The sequence below is a fragment of the Micromonospora sp. WMMD734 genome, assembly GCF_049178975.1.
Classification (GTDB): domain Bacteria; phylum Actinomycetota; class Actinomycetes; order Mycobacteriales; family Micromonosporaceae; genus Micromonospora; species Micromonospora wenchangensis.
This window is the reverse complement of the sequence record NZ_JBMHMK010000001.1, coordinates 5,820,916-5,842,452: the sequence shown is the minus strand read 5'-3', so window position 1 is coordinate 5,842,452 and position 21,537 is coordinate 5,820,916. Positions and strand designations below refer to the sequence as shown.

Sequence of the window (21,537 nt, the reverse complement as noted above, 5' to 3'; positions counted from 1 at the left end):
GCTACCGTTGGCTCGTGCCCGAACTACCGGAGGTGGAGGCGCTCGCGGGGTACCTGCGTGAGCGTGCCGTGGGGCGACGCGTCGACCGGGTCGAGGTCGCCGCGATCAGCGCCCTGAAGACGTACGACCCGGCGCCCACGGCGGTGTCGGGCCGGGCGGTGGCCGACGCCCGGCGGCACGGCAAGTTCCTCGACGTGATCTTCGACGGTGACCTGCACCTGGTGGTGCACCTGGCCCGCGCCGGCTGGCTGCACTACCGGGAGGCGTTCCCGTCCACCACCCCGCTGCGCCCCGGCAAGGGCCCGATCGCCCTACGGGTACGCCTCGACGACGGCTCCGGGTTCGACCTCACCGAGGCGGGCACCCAGAAGAAGCTCGCCGCCTACCTGGTGACCGACCCGGCACAGGTCCCCGGGGTCGCCAAGCTCGGGCCGGACGCGCTCGACGCCGACCTGGCCACCTTCACCGAACGGCTGCGCAGCCGACGGGGGCAGGTCAAGGGGGTGCTGACCGACCAGGCGGTGCTCGCCGGGGTCGGCAACGCGTACTCCGACGAGATCCTGCACGCGGCGAAGCTGTCCCCGTTCGCGATCACCGACCGGCTCACCGACGACCAGCTCGCCACCCTGCACGCCGCGACCCGGACGGTGCTGGGCGACGCGGTACGCCGCTCGGCCGGGCACCGGGCGGCGGAGCTGAAGGGCGAGAAGCGGTCCGGGTTGAAGGTGCACGCCCGCACCGGGCTGCCCTGCCCGGTCTGTGGCGACACCGTCCGGGAAGTCTCGTTCGCCGACTCCAGCCTCCAGTACTGCCCGACCTGCCAGACCGGGGGCAAACCGCTCGCTGACCGTCGGTTGTCCCGTCTCGTACGGTGAGTCACACCGCGCCATTGTTACGGAGAGGTATCGTCCCTGGCGCGCGGAACGTCCCCGTCCGCGCTCTACCCCGGTGGCCGTCCATCGGTATAGTGGCTCGGTCCCCGGCTTCGAAAACTGACGTGAAGTCGGCCGGTTCCCCGTTGGCGACCCCAGACGCAAAGCCCCCCGGCTCCGCGTTTGACCCGCTGCCAGCGTGGGAGACTGGAACGGTGGGCGACCCGGGCCCCTCACGGCGAGTGAGCGGCGCGAGTCATGCGGGAGGACATGGGTTGAGGTGACGACAAGCCTCCAGCGCCCGGTAACCAACACAGGCCGGAGCAAACTCGTGCGGCACGTCGACAGCTTCGAGATCCAGCCGCCGACACCGCCGTCACACAACGGGGTGCCCCGGTCGGCCTGGGCCCGCGCCCGACGTCGGGTGTCCCGCTGGCACCGCCCGTACACGGCGGCGCTGCTGCTGCTCGACTTCGCCGCCGTGGTGCTGGCCGACTGGATCGCCCAGGAGGCGTTCGGTCAGGCACGGGCCGGCTTCTACAACGCGCAGGCGGACCCGACCTGGTTCTACACGGTGGTCTTCCTGCTGGTGCCGCTCGGCTGGCTGGTGGCGCTCTGGGGCAACCGGGCCTACGACAGGCGTTACCTCGGCCTCGGGCCGGAGGAGTACAAGCGGGTCATCCGGGGTGGTGTCGCGGTCACCGCGACCGTGTCGTTCGTCGCCTTCGCCACCAAGACCGACCTCTCGCGTTACACGGTGGGTTTCGCCCTGGCCGGGGCGTTGGTGCTGGTGCTCCTCTTCCGGATCACCGCGCGGTTCGTGCTGCACCGCATCCGGGGGCGGGCCGGGCACGCCGGGCACCGGATGGTGCTGGTGGGCACCCTGCCGGAGTGCCTGGAGGTCTACACGGCGGTCACCCGCAACCCGAGCGCCGGCCTGGTGCCGGTGGCCATCCACATCACCGACGGGTACGCCGCCGCCCGGGGCATCCAGACCCCCGTCCCGGTGTACGCCGGCCGGGACGTACTGGCCCTGGTGCGGGAGGTCGGCGGGGACACCATCGCGGTCTGCGGCTCGGCCAGCGCCGAACCGGGTGAGCTGCGCCGGCTGGCCTGGCAACTGGAGGGCTCCGGCGTCGACCTGGTGGTCGCCCCGCAGCTCACCGACATCGCCGGCCCCCGGGTGCACATCCGCCCGATCGAGGGTTTGCCGCTGCTGCACGTGGAGGAGCCGACCCTGTCCGGGCCGGCGCTGCTGGCCAAGAACCTGATGGACCGGATCGCCGCCGGGCTGGGCCTGCTGCTGCTCGTCCCGGTCTTCCTCGCCATCGGGCTGGCCATCCGGCTGTCCGACCCCGGGCCGGTCTTCTTCCGCCAGCCCCGGGTGGGCCACGAGGGGCGGACCTTCCGGGTGTGGAAGTTCCGCACCATGTACGTCAACGCCGAAGAACGGCTGGCCGGCCTGGTCGACCAGAACGAGACCGACGGCATGCTGTTCAAGATGAAGCAGGACCCCCGGGTGTTCCCGGTGGGCCGCTTCCTGCGGGCCTCCTCGCTGGACGAGCTGCCCCAGCTGATCAACGTGCTGTGGGGGGAGATGTCGCTGGTGGGGCCGCGTCCGCTGCCCGCCGATGACGGCGACTTCCTCGGCGACGTGCGGCGGCGGCTGCTGGTCCGGCCGGGGATGACCGGGCTGTGGCAGGTGTCCGGCCGTTCCGACCTGTCCTGGGACGAGGCGGTCCGGCTCGACCTCTACTACGTCGACAACTGGTCGCTGGCGTACGACCTGAGCATCCTGTGGCGCACGGTCGGTGTGGTGCTGGCCCGCAAGGGCGCGTACTGAACCCCTTGGCGTGGCGGGCCGGACAGGCCAGGATCGCGGGGTGGGTGGCAACCTCTCCGCCGTGGTCGGCGTCGTCTCGCTGGTGACCGCGCTCGCCGCCGCGCTCTGGGCGGCGCTGCGGCTACGCGGTCGACGGGGTATCGCCACCGCCACCCAGCGGGCCACCTACGAGGTGCTGCACACCGCCGGGCTGGCCGCCGAGCCGCTGCGTACCGGGCTGCACCCGGCGGGCGCGGCGAAGGCCGTACGCCATCTGCGGGCCCTGGTGGGGGCGGCCGGGCTGGCGTTGACGGACGCCGACACGCTGCTCGCCCTCGACGGGCGCGGCGGACACCACGGCGGGCAACTGCTCGCGGCGGCCCGGCGGGTGGCCGAGACCGGCCGGTCGACGGTGCTGGGCGAGTCGGAGCTGCACTGCGACCGGGTGGACTGCCTGGTCCGGGGGGCGGTGGTGGCGCCGCTGTCGGCCGACGGCCGGGTGGTCGGGGCGCTGGTCGCGGTGGCCGACGGGCCGCCCGCGCCGGGCCTGGTGCAGGCCACCCTGGAGACCGCCCACTGGGCCGGCAACCAGCTCTCGCTGGCCGAGCTGGACTCGTCGCGGGAGCGGCTGGCCCGCGCCGAGATCCGGGCGTTGCGGGCGCAGATCAGCCCGCACTTCATCTACAACGCGCTGACCGCGATCGGGTCGTTCGTGCGCACCGACCCGGAGCGGGCCCGGGAGCTGATCCTGGAGTTCGCCGAGTTCACCAGGTACTCCTTCCGGGCGCACGGGGAGTTCACCACCCTCGCCGAGGAGTTGCGTTCCATCGATCGCTACCTGACCATCGAACGGGCCCGGTTCGGTGACCGGTTGCAGGTGCGGTTGCAGGTCGCCCCGGAGGTGCTGCCGGTGACCCTGCCGTTCCTGTGCCTGCAACCGCTTGTGGAGAACGCGGTACGGCACGGGTTGTCGCGCAAGCCCGGTACCGGCATGGTGAGCATCGAGGCCCGGGACGCGGGTGCCGAGTGTCACATCACTGTGGAGGACGACGGAGTGGGGATGGACCCGGCCACGCTGACCGCGGGGATCGCCGAGCTGAGCAGGGCCGGCAGCGACCCGACCGACGACCCGGGCCAGCACGTCGGCCTCTCCAACGTCGACGAGCGGCTCCGCTCGGTGTTCGGCGACGGGTTCGGCCTGGTCGTCGAGACGGGCCCCGGTTCGGGTACGAAGGTGAGCCTGCGGATCCCGAAGTTCCACCCCGGCGTACGGGCCGGCGCGTGAACGAGCGGGGCGGCGCGGTGAACGCCTCCGGGTTCCTGCGGGTGCTGGCCGTCGACGACGAGCCACCGGCGCTCGACGAGTTGGCGTACCACCTGCGGGCCGATCCCCGGGTGGCCCGGCTGCACACGGCCGGTGACGCCACCGAGGCGCTGCGGGTGCTGCGGGACACCGACGTCGACGTGGTCTTCCTCGACATCCGGATGCCCGGCCTGGACGGCATGGAACTGGCCCGGGTGCTGCGCCGGTTCGCCAGGCCGCCCGCGATCGTCTTCGTCACCGCGTACGACGACGGGGCGGTCGACGCGTTCGACCTGGGCGCGACCGACTACGTCCGCAAGCCGGTACGCGCCGAACGGCTGTCCGAGTCGCTGCGCCGGGTGATGGGCTCCCGGGTGGTGCCGTCGCACCCGGCGGCGTTGGCCCGTGCCGAGGAGGACCCGACGATCCCGGTGGAGCTGGCCGGGACGACCCGGATGCTGCCCCGCTCGGCGGTGCGCTGGGTCGAGGCGCAGGGCGACTACGCCCGGCTGCACACCGCCGACGGGTCGCACCTGGTCCGGGTGTCGCTGGCCACCCTCGCCGAACGCTGGGCGGACGCGGGTTTCGTCCGCATCCACCGGTCGTACCTGGTGCAGTTGCGGCTGATCGCGGAGCTGCGCCTGGTCAACTCAGGGTACGTGGTGCTGATCGACGCCGCCGAGTTGCCGGTGAGTCGCCGGCACACCCGGGAGCTGAAGGACAAGCTGGTCCGCGCCGCCAAACAGGACTGGAACCGCTGAGCCGGGTGCGCGCTGCCGGCGCGCTGGCCGTCATGATCGTCGCAATGTCGGCGATGTTGCGGTGACCGGGTGCCCGGATGCCGCAACATCGGCCCCCTGGCGCGGGAACGGTGAAGGGCGCCCCGGCCGAGGCCGGGACGCCCTTCGTCGTTGGTGACGGTCAGCGTGGGGAGGGGGCGCCCACGCCGGAGTCGATCACCTTGAGCCTGCCGCCGGGGGACGTGGCCCGGCCCGTGGGTGGGGCGGCCGTACCCGGGTAGACCCAGAGCGTGCCGACCACGTCGGCGACCACATGGGTGTTACCCGAGTGGTTGTAGACGTTGAAGCCCTGGGTCGGACCGAGGATGCCCAGCACCGCGTTGGAGACGGTCTGCCCGGCGGCCGGGTTGAGGTTGCTCGCCGTGGGCCGGGTCATCGCCGAGTCGGCCGGCCACACCGTGAGCACGGTGTTGCTGGTCGGGGTGACCGCGGTGACGTTCATCGCGAGCACCTGCGTGCTGGGGGTCAGCATGCTCGCCGGTGCGGTGACCTTGCCGACGGCGGTCGGCCCGAGGACGCTCGGCAGGCCCTGGCCGATCCGGCTGTCCGCGATCCGGGTCGGCGACATCGGGGTGAACCGCAGGCCGTCCGGGACGGTGCCGTCGTCGATCACACCCACCACGTCGACCACCAGGTGGGTGGTCTGCGAGGTGTAGATCGAGAACTGCGGGGCCCGCCGTCCGCCGCACTCGGTGCACTCGACCGTCTCCACGATGGCGAGGTTCGGCACCACCTTGCCGGCCGGATAGTTGACCGTGGACGCGCTCGGCACGTCACCCTGCCCGTTCCAGGCCGTCAGGTAGCCGGCCTTGCGGGGCGAGACGGCGGTGATGTTGACGACCAGCGCCTTGACGTGGGTGTTGAGGTCACCGAAGCTGAGCCAACTCCACATGATGTAGTCGGCCTTCAGGGGACCGCCCTCCTCCCGGGTGTCGTAGAGGCGGTACGGCTTGATCCACTGGTACTGGCCGCCCTGCCCCCGGCTGGAGAGCGAGTTGTTCCCCGCCCAGACGCCCGCCACGTCGACCACGACGTCCGTGGAACCGGCGTGGTTGTAGACCGACACCTTGCCGCCGGAGCCCACCTTGACGGTGACGCTGTTCGAGCCGAGCCACGACTTCGCAAAGTTGATCGAGGAGGCGGTCGGACGGCTCTGACCGGCGGGGTAGAGGGTCAGGAAGCTCCCCGCCGTCGGGCCGACGACAGTCACGTTCAGCACGACGGAGCCGACACCGCTGCTCGGCACCCCACCCCGCCCGGTGACCTGGAGGTCGACCTTCTTACCCGGGCCGATCTTGGCCTTGGCCGCGCCCAACCCGGACCGGGTGTCCATCAGCCGCTTCGGTGCCAGTGGGTAGTAGCTGCCGGTGACGCCCCGGAAGCCCTCCACGGCCAACTGCACCCGGCGGGTGCCGGAGGCGCTGTCGTCGGCGAGCAGCAGGCTCGCCTGCTGCACCCCCTCCCTGGTCGGGTTGGCCGCGACCGAGACCGTGCAGGTCTGGCCCGGAGCCAACGTCCGGCCGGTGCAGTTCGAGCCGAGCAGCGCGAACGCCTCGGGCGTCGGGCCGCCGAGGCTGGCCACCCCGAAGGTGATCGGGGCGCTGCCGACGGCCCGGAAGGTCACCGTCCTGGCCGCGCTGGGCACCGCCAGCTCCTGGTAGTTGAAGCTCACCGGGTTGGGCTCGCCGTGCGCGACCACGTAGTCCACCGACGAGTTCCAGCGCAGCTCGCCGCTGACCGTGCCGGTGTAGTAGAGGCTGTCCCGGCAGCTGTACTCGTAGGCGGCGGCGAAGGCGTCGACCAGACCGGTGTCGCCGTCCCGCTCGACCTGCCGGACCTTGATCCACCCGGTGACGTGGCCGCAGCCGCGCCCGTCCGAGGCCAGGTCCATGGCGGCGGTGCCGCCGTCGCCCTGCCAGGTCGCCTGGTAGGTCTGACCGGCGGTCCACTGCTCGCCGGCCGGCGGCTGGATGGTGAGCCGCACGTAGGAGCCGGCCCGGTTGGTCTCGAAGGCCAGCCGGTCGTTGCTCTGTGGGACCACGGAGACGGTGGAGTTGTCACGGTCGAAGACGTCGGAGCGGTAGATCGGATAGCCGCCGGTCTGGTCACCGACGTCGACGGTGAGGACCGTGTACGGCGCGGTGGGCGCGGCCAGCGCCACCCCCGGCAGTACGGCCAGCACACAGGTCCCGGCAATGCTCATGCCGAGTAGGGCGCGAAAAATGCGCATGCATTACCCCGTGAAGAAGGAAGAGTGATTGTGGACCACACACTATGGGCGGTGATCACGAGCGGCAAGGCCATATCGATGGAAGCATTCACCGCCGGAAAACGCGGGAGCGCCCCGACCGGGTGGGTCGGGGCGCTCCGGGTGACGGCCGATGGTCAGCCGTCGTGGCGACTGTCGGTCAGCGCCGGTTCGCGGCCGGGACCGCGCTCGGCTTGGCCTTGCCGCCCTTGAGCGACGTGGCCGACTTGGCCGTGGACGCCGGCGGGTAGTAGAACGTGCCCACCACGTCGGCGACCAGGTGCGTGCTGCCGGACAGGTTGTTGACGTTGAACGCGTAGTTCGGGCCGATGACACCGAGCACGCCGTTGGAGACGACCTGGCCCGCGTACGGGTTCAGGTTGCTGGTGGCGGGCTTGCCGATGCCGTCGAAGTCGGCCGGCCAGGTGGTGATGACCGTGTTGTTGGTCGGGGTGACGGCGGTGACGTTCATCGCCAGCACCTCGGTGTCGGGCGTGACCAGCGCCTCCGGGGCGGTCACCTTGCGGGTGCCGTTGGCCGGGATGGCGCCGGAGATGCCCAGGTTGGAGCGGCTGTCCACGATCCGGGTCGGGCTCAGCGGGGCGAACCGCATGCCGTACGAGGACTCGCCGTCGTCGACCACGCCGACCAGGTCGACCAGGACGTGCGCCGACTGCGAGGTGTAGATGCTGAACTTCGGCGCACCAGCGGTGCACCAGTTGTACTGCTCGGTGCCGGTGCACGGGGTGGTCTGCACGAAGGTCAGGTTCGGCACGTTCTTGCCGGCGAGGTAGTTCACCGTCGAGGCGGCCGGGCGGGCGCCACTGCCGGACCACGCGGTGAGGAAGCCGGACTTGGCCGGCGACACCGCGGTGACGTTGAAGACGAACGACTTGACGTGCGGGTTGTAGTCGGGGCCGAAGTTGAGCGAGTATTCCAGCACCTGACCGGCCGGGGGCTTGCCCTCCGGGTCCTCCCGGCTGTCCCACATGCGCTCCGGCAGGTACCACTCGTACTGGCCGCCGGCGCGGTTGGTGAGGCTGTTGTCGCCCGCGTAGAAGCCGACCACGTCGACGATCACGTCGGTCGAGCCGCTGTTGTTGTAGACCGAGACCTTGCCACCGGAGCCGAGCTTCACGGTGACGTTGTTGGAGCCCAGCCAGCCCTTGGCGAAGTTCACCGAGGAGGCGGTGGGGCGGGACTCGCCCGTCGGGTAGGCGGTGAGGAAGCTGGCGGCGCTGGGACCGGTGACGGTCACGTTCAGCACGACCGCGCCGACGCCGCTGGCCGGTACGCCACCACGGCCGGCGACCTGGAGGTCGACCTTCTTGCCGGCGCCGATCTTGCCGACCGGGGCGCCGGTGCCGTCGCGGGTGTCCAGCAGCCGGGCCGGGGAGACCGGGTAGTAGGCGCCGGTCACGTCGTCGAGGGCCGCCGCCTTCTGCAGCGGCGCGGAGACGGGAGCCGCGGAGGCCGTACCCGGCACCACGGCGAGTGCACATGCTCCGGCGAGACCGACGCCGAGGAGAGTGCGAATTTTGCGCATAGAGACCCCGTGTTCGATGAGAAAGGGATTGGCTGCCCCAGCGTAGGGGCCTGGGTCAATGCCGGCAAGGCCGTTACAGATGATCTCCTGGTGACGTTCCGGTGAGGACGAATCAGACTTAACGCTACGGTGGTCGCCGGGTCGCCCACCGTCGTCCACAGGCCGGTCCGCCTTGTCCACAGGTTGTCCACACCCCCGGTGGACGACACTTGACATTCGGGTGGGGCCGACGAGACTGCCCGGGTGACCGCCGACCACGACCCCGAACCGCCACCGGTGGACCCGGGGCCGCCGGCCCCCCGGTCGACCGGGCGGGTACGGATCGTGCTGGCCGGTGTCTCCCGCCGGGACACCCGGGCCGCCCACACCCGCACCGAGCTGACCCAACAGACCCGGGTCGGTGAGGCGCTGGTCCGGGGCCTGGTCCGGGCACAGCTCACCCTCGCCCTGCGGCTGAGCCTGCTGGTGCTGGTCGGGTTGGGCGGGCTGCCCTGGCTGTTCGCCATCGCGCCCCCGGTCGGCCGGGTCACCGTGCTCGGCGTCAACCTGCCCTGGCTGCTGCTCGGGGTGGTCTCGTTCCCCTTCCTCATCGTCGTCGGCTGGGCGTACGTGTGGCTCGCCGAACGCAACGAACAGGACTTCGTCGACCTCGTCCAACGACCGGAACGCTGAGATGGGCAACGGGTACGTCGTACCGGCGATCGTCGCGGTCACCCTGATCACCGTCGGCATCGGCTTCTACGGACTGCGCCTGGCCCGCACCACCTCCGACTTCCTGGTGGCGTCCCGGACGGTCAGTCCGACCTGGAACGCCGCCGCGATCGGCGGGGAGTACCTGTCGGCGGCGAGTTTCCTCGGCATCGCCGGACTCATCCTCAAGTACGGCGTCGACGTGCTCTGGTACCCGGTCGGTTTCGCCGCCGGCTACCTGGCGCTCCTGCTGTTCGTCGCCGCGCCGCTGCGCCGGTCCGGGGCGTTCACCCTGCCCGACTTCTGCGAGCTGCGGCTCGGTTCCCGCCGGCTGCGTACCCTGGCCACCGTCTTCGTCATCTTCATCGGCTGGCTCTACCTGGTGCCGCAGTTGCAGGGCGCCGGACTGACCCTGGCCACGGTCGCCGGCTCGCCGTACCCGGTGGGGGCGTTGCTGGTCGCGGCGGTGGTCACCGCCAACGTGGCGTTGGGCGGGATGCGGGCGATCACCTTCGTGCAGGCTTTTCAATACTGGCTGAAGTTGACGGCGCTCGCCGTACCCGCGATCTTCCTGGCCCTGCAGTGGCAGGCCGACGCCCGCCCGGCGGTGACCCCGCCCGACGGACCGGCGTTCCGCACCGCCACCACCGTCGTGGTCGAGCACCGCGCGGCCCTCACCTTCCCCGACGGCACCATCCGTGAGGTACGCCCTGGCGACGAGCTGAGCTTCGCCGCCGGGGACCCGGTGCCCGAGGTGTCCGGGGTCGCCAACGGGGCCACCGACTGGCTGCTGCCCAGCGCCGCCGGGGACGACGACCGGGGTCTGTTCGCCACCTACTCGCTGATCCTGGCGACCTTCCTCGGCACCATGGGACTACCGCACGTGCTGGTGCGCTTCTACACCAACCCCGACGGCGCGTCGGCCCGGCGGACCACCCTGGTGGTGCTGGCCATGGTCGGCGTCTTCTATCTGCTGCCCACGCTGTACGGCGTGCTCGGCCGGATCTACACCCCGCAACTGCTGGTCAGCGGGCAGACCGACGCGGTGGTGGTGCTGCTGCCCGAGGCGGCGCTCGGCGACGGCGTCACCGGGCGGCTGCTTTCCGCCCTGGTCGCCGCCGGGGCGTTCGCCGCCTTCCTGTCCACCTCGTCCGGGCTGCTCACCAGCGTCGCCGGGGTGATCTCCACCGATGTCCTGGGGCACGGCTCGGTACGCGGCTTCCGGCTGGCCACGGTGATCGCCGGCGGGGTGCCGGCGGTGCTCGCGCTCAACGTCTCCGGGCTGGACGTCTCCCAGGTGGTCGGGCTGGCCTTCGCGGTCGCCGCGTCCAGCTTCTGCCCGCTGCTGGTGCTCGGCATCTGGTGGCGCGGGCTGACCGACCTCGGCGCGGCGGCCGGGGTGCTGGTCGGCGGGGGCGCGGCGATCGGCGCGGTGCTGGTCACCGTGCTCGGGCCGCCGCTGACCGGATGGCCGGCCACCCTCACCACCCAACCGGCCGCGTGGACGGTGCCGCTCGCCTTCACCGTGATGATCGCCGTGTCGATGGCGACCCGCCGCCGCACCCCGGTCGACGTCGGGGTCACCATGCTCCGCCTGCACGCCCCCGAGTCGCTCCGTTCCTGACCGTTCGTCCCGATCGGCCCTCGTCTTCCCGGAGCCACCCTGCGCGGTCGTCCGCCTGCGGGATGAGCCGGGATCGTCCCCTGGCGGGAGCGGCTCCTCGCCCGGTCCGGATACGGTCGGAGCATGACTGGTGAACACCCTGCGCTGGCACTTCGTGGTCTCGCCAAGCAGTTCGACGGCAAGGTGGCGGTCGCCGGGGTGGACCTGGCCGTCCCCGCCGGCTCGTTCTACGGCCTGCTCGGCCCCAACGGCGCCGGCAAGACCACCACGCTGTCGATGGCCGTCGGGCTGCTGCGGCCCGACCACGGCAACGCGTGGGTGCTCGGGCACGACGTCTGGGGCGACCCGGTCGGGGCGAAACGGCTGCTCGGCGTCATGCCCGACGGGGTGCGGCTGTTCGACCGGCTCAGCGGCGCGGAGCTGCTGGCGTACCACGGTCTGCTGCGCGGCATGGACCCGGCGGTGGTCGACCAGCGGGCGGCGGAGCTGCTCGACGTGCTGGCCCTCACCGACGCCGGCCGGACCCTGGTGGTCGACTACTCCGCCGGTATGAAGAAGAAGATCGGCCTGGCCTGTGCGTTGCTGCACGGCCCCCGGCTGCTGGTACTCGACGAGCCGTTCGAGGCGGTCGACCCGGTGTCGGCGGCGCTGATCCGCGACATTCTGCACCGGTACGTGGTCGGCGGCGGGACCGTCGTCTTCTCCAGCCACGTGATGGAGGTCGTCGAGCGGCTCTGCTCGCACGTGGCGATCCTCGCCGAGGGCACCATCAAGCGGGTCGGCACCCTCGCCGAGGTACGCGGCGACCGGTCCCTGGAGGACGTCTTCGTCGAGGTCGTCGGCGGCCGGACGGCGACCGGTGAGGAGCTGGCGTGGCTGTCCCGGTGAGCACACCCGCCGAGCGGGTCCGCCCGGTCTCCCCGCGCCACTTCGTCCGGCTCAAGCTGCGGGTGATGGGCAACAACTTCCGGGGCCAGGGCTGGCGGATCGCCCTGTTCGTGACCGGCGTGCTGGTCGGGCTCTGGTTCGCGGCCGGCGGCTTCCTGATGTTCGCCGCGCCCGGCTTCGCCGACGAACCCCGGTACGCGGTGATGGCGGCGGCGTTCGGCGGCGGGGTGCTGGTGCTCGGCTGGCTGCTGCTGCCGCTCGTCTTCTTCGGTGTCGACGAGACCCTCGACCCGGCCCGGTTCGCCCTGCTGCCGCTGTCCCGCCGCACCCTGGTCACCGGGCTGTTCGCGGCGGCCCTGGTCAGCGTCCCGGTGTTCGCGGTGCTGGTCGCGGTCACCGGGCTGGTGGTCAGCGCCGGGCTGCTCGGCGGCCCGGTCGCCGGGGTCGTCGCCGCCGTCGGCGTGGTCGCCGGGGTGCTGCTCTGCGTCGCCGCCAGCCGCGCGGTGACCAGCGCGTTCGCCACCATGCTGCGGTCCCGCCGGGTGCGCGACCTGGCCGCCGTGCTACTCGCCGTGGTCGCCGCGCTGCTCGGCCCGTTGCAGCTCGTGGTGCTGGCCGCAGTCCGCACCGCCGACTGGGACCGGCTGGTCGGGGTGGCCCGGATCGTCGGCTGGACCCCGTTCGGCGCGCCCTGGACGATCGGCCTGGACGTGGCCGAGGGCCGGGCCTGGGCGGTACCGGTCAAGCTGCTGATCACCGCGGTGACCATCGGGGTGCTGCTGCTCTGGTGGTCCCGGTCGCTGGAGTCGGCGATGGTCGGCGCGGCGAGCGCCGCCCCGGCCAAGGCCCGCCAGGCACCGACCGGCGGCGCGGTCGCCCAACTCTTCCCCCGGGCGGTCGGCTGGGCCCGCCGGGACCGGTTCGGCGCGCTGGTGGCCCGCGAGTGCCGCTACTGGTGGCGGGACGCCCGGCGACGGGCCAACCTGATCACCATCGCGGTGGTCGGGATCTTCGTCCCGGTGATGGTCAACCTCGGTGGCGCCGGGTTCGCCGTCGGCGAGGAGGGTTTCGAGGCCACCGGGGACCCGTCGCCGGTGCTGCTCAGCATCTCGATGCTCTTCGTCGGCGTGCTCGCCTCGGTGACCCTGGCCAACCAGTTCGGCTTCGACGGCAGCGCCTACGCGGCCAACGTCGTGGCCGGGGTGCCGGGTCGGCTGGAGCTACGCGCCCGGATGACCGCCTTCTCCGTGTACGTGCTGCCGATGCTCGGCGTCGTCTCCCTGGTCATCAGCGGGGTGCTCGGCCGGCCGGAATGGTTCGGGGTGGCGGCGGGCGCGCTGCTCGCCGCGTACGGGGTGGGGTTGGCGATCAACGGGTTCATCTCGGTGCTCGGGGCGTACTCGCTGCCGGAGACGAGCAACCCGTTCGCGATGAACGGCGGTTCCGGGGTCGCCAAGAGCATGCTCACCCTGCTGTCCATGGTCGGCTCGGCGGCTGCCGCCGTACCGATGGTGGTAGCCGCCGGGCTGCTCGGCGACGTCTGGCTCTGGCTGGCCCTGCCGGTCGGCGCGGCGTACGGGGTGGGGGCGGCGCTGCTCGGGGCGTACCTGGCCGGGGACGTGCTGGACCGCCGGATGCCGGAGCTGCTGTCGACCGTCACCCCCCGCCGCTGATGCCCGTCGTCGAGGCGGTCACCACCGTCGCGGTCCCGCCGGAGGTGGCGTTCGCGGTGTCGCAGACCGTCGCGCCGGTGCGCTACCGGTGGGACCCGTTCGTCCGCGAGCAGCACTTCGTCGACGGGGCCACCCGCCCCGGCAAGGGGGTGCGTACCTTCACCCGGTCCCGGCACGGCCTGACGATGATCAGCGAGTACGTCTCCTTCGCCCCACCGACGAACGTGGGGATGAAGATGGTGCGCGGCCCGTGGTTCTTCGAGATGTTCGCCGGTGGCTGGCGGTTCGCCCCGGCACCCGAGCCGGGGCACACGGTCGCCACCTGGCGGTACAGCTTCCGCTGCCGGCCGGCCTTCCTGCGGCCGGTCGCCGACCGGATCGGCGTCTGGCTGCTCACCCGGGACATCCGTCGCCGGATCGCCGGCTACGCGGCCGGCTGCGCCGACCCGCAGGTGCTGGCCGCCGCCCGCGCCACCCTGTCCGTCGAGACGGACGGCACGCCCCGGGCGACGGACCTCACCCCTCGGGGTGCTGACCCCGCCCCTCGGGATGCAGCGGTCGACGACGCGGGACCACCCTCCGGTAGCTGATCCGCCAGCCCGTCGCCGGCCGCCGCGCACCGTCCGCCCCTACCGGGGGCTGTACCTCGACCCGACGGACCACGTCCTCGTAGACCACCGTGCCCACCGGGCCGTCGACCGGCACGCCGAGCCCCTTCGAACGGACCCGGACGGTGCCGTCGGCGTCCTCGCTGACCACGACGTTGGTCACGTGGTGGCCGAGCGGGTTGCCGTCGCCCAGGGCCCGCGCCGCCTCGGCGAACGCCGCGTACCCCCGCAGGACGCCGAACCCGTAGGCGGTCACGTCGTAGGCGAAGTCGTCGGTGAACAGCTCGGACAACCGGTCGAACGCCCCGTCGTCCATCAGGTGGCCGTGCAGCGCGACGAGTTCGTGGATCGCCAGCCGGTCATCGGCGCTCAGCGGCACGCCCGTGGTCCCTTCAGCCCGGCGGCGGTTCCCGCCGAGGTGACGAACGAACGCCAGGTGTCGGGGGTGAAGTGGAGCGTCGGGCCACAGCGGTCCTTGCTGTCCCGGACCAGCACCACCCCGGGCAGATTGTCCGCCACCTCGACACAGTTACCGGAGTCGTCGGAACGCGACGAGGTCCGCCAGCATGGCTCGTCAGAGGTCATGGGGTCACCTTCAGCTTGTTGACCAGATCGAGCGAGGCCCGCTCGGCCAGCGCCTCACCCAACAGACTCTCCCACTTGCGCAGCATCAGTCGAATCCATTCCGGATGGTCCGCGATCTGCCCCCGGGCGGTGTTGTCCAGACACAGGACCTGCTCGCTCCCAGGCAGTTCTGCCAGCACGAACCCGCCGCCCAGCGAGACGTGCGCGCCGGCATCGAGCGGCAGCACATGGGGCAGCTCAGCAGCCTCCAGCAGCCGTCCCAACTGCCGATCCATCACCGCCGGCCCACCGATCGACCGCCGCAGTGCGCTCTCGTCGATGACGAAGACACACTCGGGTGGGTCGTCCTGGCCCAGTACCGCCTGTCGGCTCATCCGGAGCGCGAGCAGTTCCTCCACCCGCTCGTCCCGCTGGAGCCCGCCGGCCGAGAAGACGGCTCGGGCGTAGTCCTCGGTCTGGAGCAGCCCGGGTACCAGACACGGCTCGAAGTTACGCAGCCGGACCGCTTGGACCTCGTAACTCTGCCAGGGCAGAAACCATGACGGTGCCCGCTCCCCCTCGTGGTCGGTGAGGAGGCCGGCGAGGAGGCCGCCGGTGCCGAGGGCTTCGTCGGCCGCGACGGCGAACTCCATTGTCGGCCGGCGGCGACCGGTCTCGATCGCGGCGATCAACGACGGGCTCCACTTGACCAGGCCGGCCAGGCCCTCCTGGGACACTCCGGCACCGGCCCTGGCCGCCTTCAACGCCCGGACCCACATCTCGAAGTCCATCACTCACCCATCTGGTAAGTACGCGAACGCGCTCCGTAGTAACCGCTGGCATACTCCCCTGCCCCGGCTGCCGAGTCCAGGGTGGAGGGCACGCGGCCCGGTCGGTGGAGGGAGCGTCCCGGCGACCGGTCCTGCGCGGGTCGCCCCGGTCAACTCCGGCCGGGGCGACCCCCAACCCCGCGAAGGAGGCTTCAGTGCCGCATCCGCGTCGCCGGCCCACCCGGTCGAGATCATCGACCCCGTTCGGCACCGCTTGCCGCTTGCGGCACCGCACCGGCCACCGGCACTCACACTCCCCGCCCGAGGTGGCCCGGATCTTGGCGGAAAACGGCCCGCAGGGAGGCCGGAACTCTCCGAGATCCTTCCTGGCGTACCCGGGATGTCGGCACGGTGGGGGGTGGAGCAGGTGGTGAGAAGGTTCGTGCCGCACGTGGCGATGCGATCGTTGTGGCGCTGCCGGGCCTGTGGCGCGCCCTGGCCCTGCCAGCCGGCCCGGCTCACGTTGCTGGTCGAGTACCGGGGCCAGCGGACCGCCCTGCTGGTCTACCTGGGTGCGCTGATGGTGGAGGCCGGCGACCACCTCGGCCAGCTCAACGGCCACGCCCGGCCGGCCGACCTGCACGAACGCTTCCTCGGCTGGGCACGCGCCCGCTCGGCGGGGAGCTCCGATGATCGTCTACGGCTGAGCGGCACCGAATCGGCGTGTCGTGATCACCCGGGCGTAGACGATCATGAAGACGCGGCCGTCGCTCGCCCCGACCGGGCAACGCGGGACGGGGCGGGGGCCACAATGTTTCACGTGAATCCAAACCCCGGTGCCGAGATCCACCACACCGACCCGTTCGCGGTGCCGACCGGGCAACGCTCGCCGGCCCGTCGGCTGCGGGGACGGCTCGCCGCGCCGGTGACGCTCTGGACCGCTCCCGGCCCGGCCGGGCTGACCGTGTCGTCCACCCTGGTCGCCGAGGGTGAGCCGGACCGGCTGCTCGGCCTGGTCGACCCCGAGGCCGACCTGTGGCCGGCGATCGAGGAGGCCGGCCGGTTCGCGGTGGCCCCGCTCGGGCCGTCCCACCGGCAGCTCGCCGACCGGTTCGCCGGGCTCTTCCCCTCGCCGGGTGGGCTGTTCGCCACCGACGCGTGGACCGACACGCCCTACGGGCCGGTGCCCGCCGACGCCGGGAGCTGGGCCGGCTGCCGCCTGGACACCGCCCGGGAGTACGGCTGGGCCCTCCTCGTCGAGGCGACCATCGAGACGGTCGAGATCGTCACCGACACCCCGCCCCTCCTGCACCATCGGGGCCGGTACCACCAGCTTCCCTGACCCGAGCCGCCCGGGTGGAGGGGGTGGCGTCGCCATGTCGCCGACACAGCGGTGTCACGGGCGGCCGGATACCGCTGCATCGACCCCCAGGAGTGGATCACGGCCGGTCAGGGCCGGCGGGGCAGGAGCGGGGCGGGAGCGGGCCGGAGCGGGGCCGGTGAGCGGGGTGACGTGGGTCACTGGGCGCAGGTGGGGGACCGTTCGGCGCAGGGGACTGCCGGGATCGATCTGCACCTTTTCTCGCAGGCAGGCCGCTCTCTACGGTGCGCAAAACTCCCGATGCCTGTGAAGGTGGTGATCCACAGATGTCCACGGACACACCCACGCCCGCCCCGGCCGACTCGGCGGCGGAGCGTTATCTGGCCGTACAACGGTCGGACGAGTTCGTCGGGTTGCGCCGCGCGCTGCGCAGCTTCGTCTTCCCGATGACCGTCGCGTTCTTCCTGTGGTACGCGCTCTACGTGATCCTCTCCGCCTACGCGCGGGACTTCATGGGCACGAAGCTGTTCGGCAGCAACATCAACGTGGCGTTGATCTTCGGTCTGCTCCAGTTCGTCTCGACGTTCCTGATCGCCTGGCTCTACTCGCGGTACGCCGACCGCAAGCTCGACCCGACCGCCGACCGCATCCGCGCCGAGATCGGGGAGGTGACCCATGAATCCGGTCCTCGCGGTTGAGGCGGGTGGCGGCACCGCCCGCAACCTGACCATCACCCTGTTCCTGGTGTTCGTGGCGGTGACCCTGGCGATCACGATCTGGGCCAGCCGGCAGACCAAGACGGCCACCGACTTCTATGCCGGCGGCCGGTCCTTCTCCGGTTTCCAGAACGGCATGGCGATCGGCGGCGACTACATGTCGGCCGCGTCGTTCCTCGGCATCGCCGGCATCATCGCCCTGTACGGCTACGACGGTTTCCTCTACTCGATCGGCTTCCTGGTCGCCTGGCTGGTGGCGTTGCTGCTGGTCGCGGAGCTGCTGCGCAACTCGGGCCGCTACACGATGGCCGACGTGCTGGCGTTCCGGATGCGCCAGCGGCCGGTGCGTACCGCCGCGGCGGTCTCCACCATCACCGTGTCGATCTTCTACCTGCTGGCCCAGATGGTCGGCGCGGGCGCCCTGGTCGCGCTGCTGCTGGGGATCAAGCCGGGCACGACCTTCCTGGGCATGGACGCCGACACCGCCAAGGTCGCCACCATCATCATGGTCGGCGCCCTGATGATCATCTACGTGACCGTGGGTGGCATGAAGGGCACCACGTACGTCCAGATCGTCAAGGCGTTCCTGCTGATGACCGGCGCGCTGGTGATGACCGTGCTGGTGCTGGCGAAGTACAACTTCAACCTGTCGGCGCTGCTCGGTGACGCCGCCGCGACGTCGGGCAAGGGCAGCGCGTTCCTCGAACCCGGGCTTCGCTACGGCGTCGAGGTTGCCGGCAACTCGACCCAGACCTTCTACAACAAGATGGACCTGCTGTCGCTGGGCATCGCCCTGGTGCTCGGCACCGCCGGCCTGCCGCACATCCTGATCCGCTTCTACACGGTGCCGACCGCCAAGGCGGCCCGCAAGAGCGTGCTCTGGGCGATCGGCATCATCGGCACCTTCTACCTGTTGACGCTGGCCCTGGGCTTCGGTGCGGCGGCGCTGGTCGGCGGCAAGGAGATCGTCGCGCAGGACAAGGCCGGCAACACCGCCGCGCCGCAGCTCGCCGAGGAGTTGGGCAGGTCCTTCCTCGGCGGCGACCTGGGCGGGGCGACCCTGTTGGCGATCATCGCGGCGGTCGCGTTCGCCACCATCCTGGCGGTGGTCGCCGGCCTGACCCTGGCCTCGTCGTCCAGCCTGGCGCACGACTTCTACGCCAACGTGATCAAGAAGGGGCAGACCTCCGAACGTCAGGAGGTCCGGGTGGCCCGGATCTCGGCCCTGGTCATCGGCGCGGTCTCGATCGCCCTGTCGATCTACGCGCAGAGCCTCAACGTGGCCTTCCTGGTGGCGTTGGCGTTCGCGGTGGCCGCCTCGGGCAACCTGCCGGCGATCCTCTACAGCCTGTTCTGGAAGCGGTTCAACACCTCGGGCGCGGTCTGGGCCATCTACGGCGGCCTGGTCTCCGCAGTGTTCCTGGTGTTCTTCTCGCCTGTCGTCTCCGGCGCACCCACCTCGATGTTCCCGGACCACGACTGGCAGTGGTTCCCGCTGTCGAACCCGGGTCTGCTGTCCATCCCGTTCGGGTTCCTCTGCGGCTGGATCGGCACGGTGATCTCCAAGGAGCACGACGAGGACAAGTACGCCGAGTTGGAGGTGCGTGCCCTCACCGGCGCGGGCGCGCACTGAACGACCGGCACCGGGCCCCCGACGCGAGCGGTCGCGTCGGGGGCCCACCCGTCGGTCACCCCGCACGCGACACCCACCGGGCGGGGACGGGCAGGCTACGGGCGCGCCGTGGCCTCGGGTCGACCGGGCCCCGGGCGGTGGGGAGAAGTAGGCTGGCCGCCATGAAGGTTGCCCAGCGGTTCGGAAACGGTCACCGCGTCCTGGTCTCCGGCGGTGCCGGGTTCGTGCCGTCGCACCTGGTGGACGCCCTGATCGCACGCGGGTGCACGGTGGTCGCGCTGGACAACTTCGTCACCGGCTCCAAGGACAATGTCGCGCACCTGGCCGAGCAGCCCCGGTTCACCCTGGTCGAGGCGGACATCTCCGACGGGCTGCCCACCCACCACCCGGCCCTGGCGCAGCGGTTCGACGCGATCCTGCACATGGCGTCCCCGGCCAGCCCGACCGACTTCGCGAAGCTGCCGGTGGAGATCCTCCGGGTCGGTTCGGTGGGCACCCTGCACCTGCTCGACCGCGCGGTCGCCGACGACGCCCGATTCCTGATGGCCTCCACCTCCGAGGCGTACGGGGACCCGAAGGAACACCCGCAGCGGGAGACGTACTGGGGCAACGTCAACCCGATCGGGGTGCGCAGCGTCTACGACGAGGCGAAGCGCTTCTCCGAGGCGGCCACCATGGGCTACCACCGCAGCCGGGGGCTGAACGCGGCGATCGTGCGGATCTTCAACACGTACGGCCCGCGGATGCGTCCGGACGACGGCCGGGCGATCCCCACCTTCATCTCCCAGGCGTTGCGGGGCGAGCCGATCACGGTGCACGGCACGGGCGAGCAGACCCGCTCGATCTGTTTCGTCGACGATCTGGTGCGCGGCATCCTGCTGCTGCTCGACTCGACGCAGACCGGCCCGATCAACTGCGGCACCGAACACGAACTCACCATGCGGCAACTCGCCGAGTTGATCGTGTCACTCTCCGGCAGCACGTCACAGGTGACCTACGTCACTCGAAGCGCGGACGATCCGGAGATGCGCCGTCCCGACCTGACCCTCGCCCGGGACCTGCTCGGATATCAGCCGGAGGTCTCGCCCGAAGAGGGCCTGCGACGCACCATCGACCATTTCCGCGACCGGCTAGGGTAGCTCCCCCGCGCCACGCGGGGCTGTCGACGGGCTTCACATTCGGCGAACGCTCGACCTGCCTACGTACGCTGAAACGCATGTCAGCGACCTCGTCAGCCGGCGCCTCGCTCCCTTACCTGCACCGCAGCGCGGGCCGGGCCTCGGTGCCCGGTGCCGACCGGGGCTCCACCGGGCCCGCCCGGCAGTCCGACGCGCAGTGGTACCCGTCGTACCAGGAGAACCAGCCCCGGTCGGGCGGACCGGGCGGCCCCGGCACACCCTCGGGGCCGGGCGGGCCGGGGAACTACGGCCGGCGCGGGCCGCGCCCGCGCTGGGGGCGGATCGCCCTGGTGGCCGGTGTGACGGTGCTGGTGGTGGCGCTGCTCGGCGGGATCGGGGCCTGGTTCTACACCCGCAACCTCAACGAGGACCTGGCCCGCACCGACCCGTTCTCGGAGATCACCGGCGGCCGGCCGGCGAAGGCGGTCGACGGGGCGCTCAACATCCTGCTCGTCGGAACGGACTCGCGGGACCCGGACGCGGCTGTCGACAAGCCGGGCGAGTGGCGGGCGGACACGCTGATCGTCATGCACATCCCGGCCGACCACCAGGAGGCCTACCTGGTCTCCATCCCTCGTGACCTGTACGTGCCGATCCCCGAGAGCGCGGGCGCGGCGTGCGACTCCGGTCAGCGTGCCAAGATCAACGCGGCGTTCGCCTTCGGTGGCCTGCCGCTGGCGGTCCGCACCGTGGAGTGCTTCACCGACGTCCGGATCGACAACGTGATGGCGATCGACTTCGGTGGCTTCAAGGAGGTCACCGACGCGCTCGGCGGGGTCGACCTGAAGGTGGACCAGAGCATCACCTCGATCCACAAGCCGTACCGGAAGTTCACCAAGGGCACCATGCACATGGACGGCGCGACGGCGCTGGACTGGATCCGCCAGCGCAAGCAGTTCCCCCAGGGCGACTTCGCCCGGATGCGCCACCAGCAGGAGTTCCTGCGGGCGCTGATGGACAAGGCGGCGAGCACGGGCACGCTGACCAACCCCAAGAAGCTGAACGCGTTCCTCCAGTCGGTGACCGACGCGGTGACCGTCGACAACGACTTCTCCCTCGGCGACATGGCGATCCAGTTCCGCAACCTGCGCGGGGAGAACCTGACGTTCCTGACCAGCCCGAACCTCGGCAGCGACACCATCAACGGCGAGTCGGTGGTGGTCTCCGACCGGGAGAAGGCGCTCGCGATGTTCAAGGCGATGTCGGCCGACACGATGGCGGACTGGGTGGCGGCCGACAAGAAGGCCGCCGCCGGCAACTGACGGGGCGGGGGCGGGCCGG

Annotated in this window: 19 protein-coding genes; 14 read left to right on the top strand and 5 right to left on the bottom strand. The window is 71.5% G+C overall.

Annotation, left to right across the window (positions count from 1 at the left end; translation table 11 throughout):
• The first annotated feature begins 14 nt into the window (after positions 1-14).
• From ACN267_RS25370 to ACN267_RS25355, 4 genes are all read left to right on the top strand, one after another.
• Entirely contained in the window at positions 15-875 is an 861-nt protein-coding gene (locus ACN267_RS25370) for an Fpg/Nei family DNA glycosylase (protein ID WP_088643573.1), read from the top strand.
• A gap of 328 nt (positions 876-1,203) precedes the next feature.
• On the top strand, positions 1,204-2,715 hold the full coding sequence (locus ACN267_RS25365; protein ID WP_204958286.1) for a sugar transferase: 1,512 nt from the start codon (positions 1,204-1,206) through the stop codon (positions 2,713-2,715).
• 40 nt (positions 2,716-2,755) lie between these two features.
• Positions 2,756-3,979, top strand: coding sequence for a sensor histidine kinase (locus ACN267_RS25360; protein ID WP_204958287.1), 1,224 nt, complete (start codon positions 2,756-2,758; stop codon positions 3,977-3,979).
• A 17-nt stretch (positions 3,980-3,996) separates the two neighbouring features.
• Entirely contained in the window at positions 3,997-4,758 is a 762-nt protein-coding gene (locus ACN267_RS25355; protein WP_281903321.1) for a LytR/AlgR family response regulator transcription factor, read from the top strand.
• A gap of 160 nt (positions 4,759-4,918) precedes the next feature.
• Here the strand turns inward: ACN267_RS25355 and ACN267_RS25350 are convergent, their stop codons facing one another.
• Together ACN267_RS25350 and ACN267_RS25345 are read right to left on the bottom strand one after the other, a co-directional pair.
• A complete protein-coding gene (locus tag ACN267_RS25350) occupies positions 4,919-7,000 on the bottom strand; it encodes a choice-of-anchor D domain-containing protein (RefSeq protein ID WP_421489791.1) in 2,082 nt (693 codons plus the stop codon).
• Between the two features lie 205 nt (positions 7,001-7,205).
• Positions 7,206-8,591, bottom strand: a complete 1,386-nt coding sequence (locus ACN267_RS25345) for a hypothetical protein (RefSeq protein WP_421489790.1) — start codon at positions 8,589-8,591, stop codon at positions 7,206-7,208.
• Between the two features lie 276 nt (positions 8,592-8,867).
• Here ACN267_RS25345 and ACN267_RS25340 point away from each other — a divergent pair, with 276 nt between their 5' ends.
• The 5 genes from ACN267_RS25340 to ACN267_RS25320 all read left to right on the top strand — a co-directional run bounded on the left by ACN267_RS25340 (position 8,868) and on the right by ACN267_RS25320 (position 14,056).
• Positions 8,868-9,263 carry a hypothetical protein gene (locus ACN267_RS25340; RefSeq protein WP_204958915.1) on the top strand — a complete coding sequence of 132 codons (396 nt, stop codon included), beginning with the start codon at positions 8,868-8,870 and terminating at the stop codon, positions 9,261-9,263.
• Position 9,264: 1 nt separating this feature from the next.
• On the top strand, positions 9,265-10,905 hold the full coding sequence (locus ACN267_RS25335) for a cation acetate symporter (RefSeq protein WP_204958290.1): 1,641 nt from the start codon (positions 9,265-9,267) through the stop codon (positions 10,903-10,905).
• A 123-nt stretch (positions 10,906-11,028) separates the two neighbouring features.
• On the top strand, positions 11,029-11,793 hold the full coding sequence (locus ACN267_RS25330; protein WP_281901760.1) for an ABC transporter ATP-binding protein: 765 nt from the start codon (positions 11,029-11,031) through the stop codon (positions 11,791-11,793).
• Positions 11,778-13,466 carry an ABC transporter permease gene (locus ACN267_RS25325; protein ID WP_281901758.1) on the top strand — a complete coding sequence of 563 codons (1,689 nt, stop codon included), beginning with the start codon at positions 11,778-11,780 and terminating at the stop codon, positions 13,464-13,466. The genes ACN267_RS25330 and ACN267_RS25325 overlap by 16 nt, the downstream gene beginning before the upstream one ends.
• On the top strand, positions 13,466-14,056 hold the full coding sequence (locus ACN267_RS25320; RefSeq protein WP_421489789.1) for an SRPBCC family protein: 591 nt from the start codon (positions 13,466-13,468) through the stop codon (positions 14,054-14,056). Before ACN267_RS25325 ends, ACN267_RS25320 begins: the two co-directional genes overlap by 1 nt.
• Here the strand turns inward: ACN267_RS25320 and ACN267_RS25315 are convergent.
• The 3 genes from ACN267_RS25315 to ACN267_RS25305 are packed head-to-tail and all read right to left on the bottom strand — an operon-like array spanning position 13,983 to position 15,429.
• Positions 13,983-14,453, bottom strand: a complete 471-nt coding sequence (locus ACN267_RS25315) for a nuclear transport factor 2 family protein (protein WP_421489788.1) — start codon at positions 14,451-14,453, stop codon at positions 13,983-13,985. The genes ACN267_RS25320 and ACN267_RS25315 overlap by 74 nt on opposite strands.
• Positions 14,444-14,659, bottom strand: a complete 216-nt coding sequence (locus ACN267_RS25310; protein WP_281901752.1) for a DUF397 domain-containing protein — start codon at positions 14,657-14,659, stop codon at positions 14,444-14,446. Before ACN267_RS25310 ends, ACN267_RS25315 begins: the two co-directional genes overlap by 10 nt.
• Positions 14,656-15,429 carry a helix-turn-helix domain-containing protein gene (locus ACN267_RS25305; RefSeq protein WP_421489787.1) on the bottom strand — a complete coding sequence of 258 codons (774 nt, stop codon included), beginning with the start codon at positions 15,427-15,429 and terminating at the stop codon, positions 14,656-14,658. Before ACN267_RS25305 ends, ACN267_RS25310 begins: the two co-directional genes overlap by 4 nt.
• A 436-nt stretch (positions 15,430-15,865) precedes the next feature.
• Here ACN267_RS25305 and ACN267_RS25300 point away from each other — a divergent pair, with 436 nt between their 5' ends.
• From ACN267_RS25300 to ACN267_RS25280, 5 genes are all read left to right on the top strand, one after another.
• Positions 15,866-16,750: a flavin reductase family protein gene (locus tag ACN267_RS25300; RefSeq protein WP_421490494.1), complete on the top strand. Its 885-nt coding sequence runs from the start codon at positions 15,866-15,868 to the stop codon at positions 16,748-16,750.
• Positions 16,751-17,055: 305 nt separating this feature from the next.
• Positions 17,056-17,427 (top strand): DUF485 domain-containing protein, encoded by a 372-nt coding sequence (locus ACN267_RS25295; protein WP_204958296.1) that lies wholly within the window; start codon positions 17,056-17,058, stop codon positions 17,425-17,427.
• Positions 17,405-19,078 carry a solute symporter family protein gene (locus ACN267_RS25290; RefSeq protein ID WP_204958297.1) on the top strand — a complete coding sequence of 558 codons (1,674 nt, stop codon included), beginning with the start codon at positions 17,405-17,407 and terminating at the stop codon, positions 19,076-19,078. The genes ACN267_RS25295 and ACN267_RS25290 overlap by 23 nt, the downstream gene beginning before the upstream one ends.
• Positions 19,079-19,239: 161 nt before the next feature.
• Positions 19,240-20,217: a GDP-mannose 4,6-dehydratase gene (locus tag ACN267_RS25285; protein ID WP_421489786.1), complete on the top strand. Its 978-nt coding sequence runs from the start codon at positions 19,240-19,242 to the stop codon at positions 20,215-20,217.
• Between the two features lie 77 nt (positions 20,218-20,294).
• Positions 20,295-21,518, top strand: a complete 1,224-nt coding sequence (locus ACN267_RS25280) for an LCP family protein (protein ID WP_204958299.1) — start codon at positions 20,295-20,297, stop codon at positions 21,516-21,518.
• Positions 21,519-21,537: the final 19 nt, after the last annotated feature.

Coding starts and splice junctions, on each gene's coding strand:
- ACN267_RS25305 (WP_421489787.1), bottom strand. CDS start 15,429: ATGGACTTCGAGATGTGGGTCCGGGCGTTGAAGGCGGCCAGGGCCGGT.
- ACN267_RS25335 (WP_204958290.1), top strand. CDS start 9,265: ATGGGCAACGGGTACGTCGTACCGGCGATCGTCGCGGTCACCCTGATC.
- ACN267_RS25290 (WP_204958297.1), top strand. CDS start 17,405: ATGAATCCGGTCCTCGCGGTTGAGGCGGGTGGCGGCACCGCCCGCAAC.
- ACN267_RS25285 (WP_421489786.1), top strand. CDS start 19,240: ATGAAGGTTGCCCAGCGGTTCGGAAACGGTCACCGCGTCCTGGTCTCC.
- ACN267_RS25345 (WP_421489790.1), bottom strand. CDS start 8,591: ATGCGCAAAATTCGCACTCTCCTCGGCGTCGGTCTCGCCGGAGCATGT.
- ACN267_RS25330 (WP_281901760.1), top strand. CDS start 11,029: ATGACTGGTGAACACCCTGCGCTGGCACTTCGTGGTCTCGCCAAGCAG.
- ACN267_RS25295 (WP_204958296.1), top strand. CDS start 17,056: ATGTCCACGGACACACCCACGCCCGCCCCGGCCGACTCGGCGGCGGAG.
- ACN267_RS25280 (WP_204958299.1), top strand. CDS start 20,295: ATGTCAGCGACCTCGTCAGCCGGCGCCTCGCTCCCTTACCTGCACCGC.
- ACN267_RS25320 (WP_421489789.1), top strand. CDS start 13,466: ATGCCCGTCGTCGAGGCGGTCACCACCGTCGCGGTCCCGCCGGAGGTG.
- ACN267_RS25310 (WP_281901752.1), bottom strand. CDS start 14,659: ATGACCTCTGACGAGCCATGCTGGCGGACCTCGTCGCGTTCCGACGAC.
- ACN267_RS25300 (WP_421490494.1), top strand. CDS start 15,866: ATGCGATCGTTGTGGCGCTGCCGGGCCTGTGGCGCGCCCTGGCCCTGC.
- ACN267_RS25350 (WP_421489791.1), bottom strand. CDS start 7,000: ATGAGCATTGCCGGGACCTGTGTGCTGGCCGTACTGCCGGGGGTGGCG.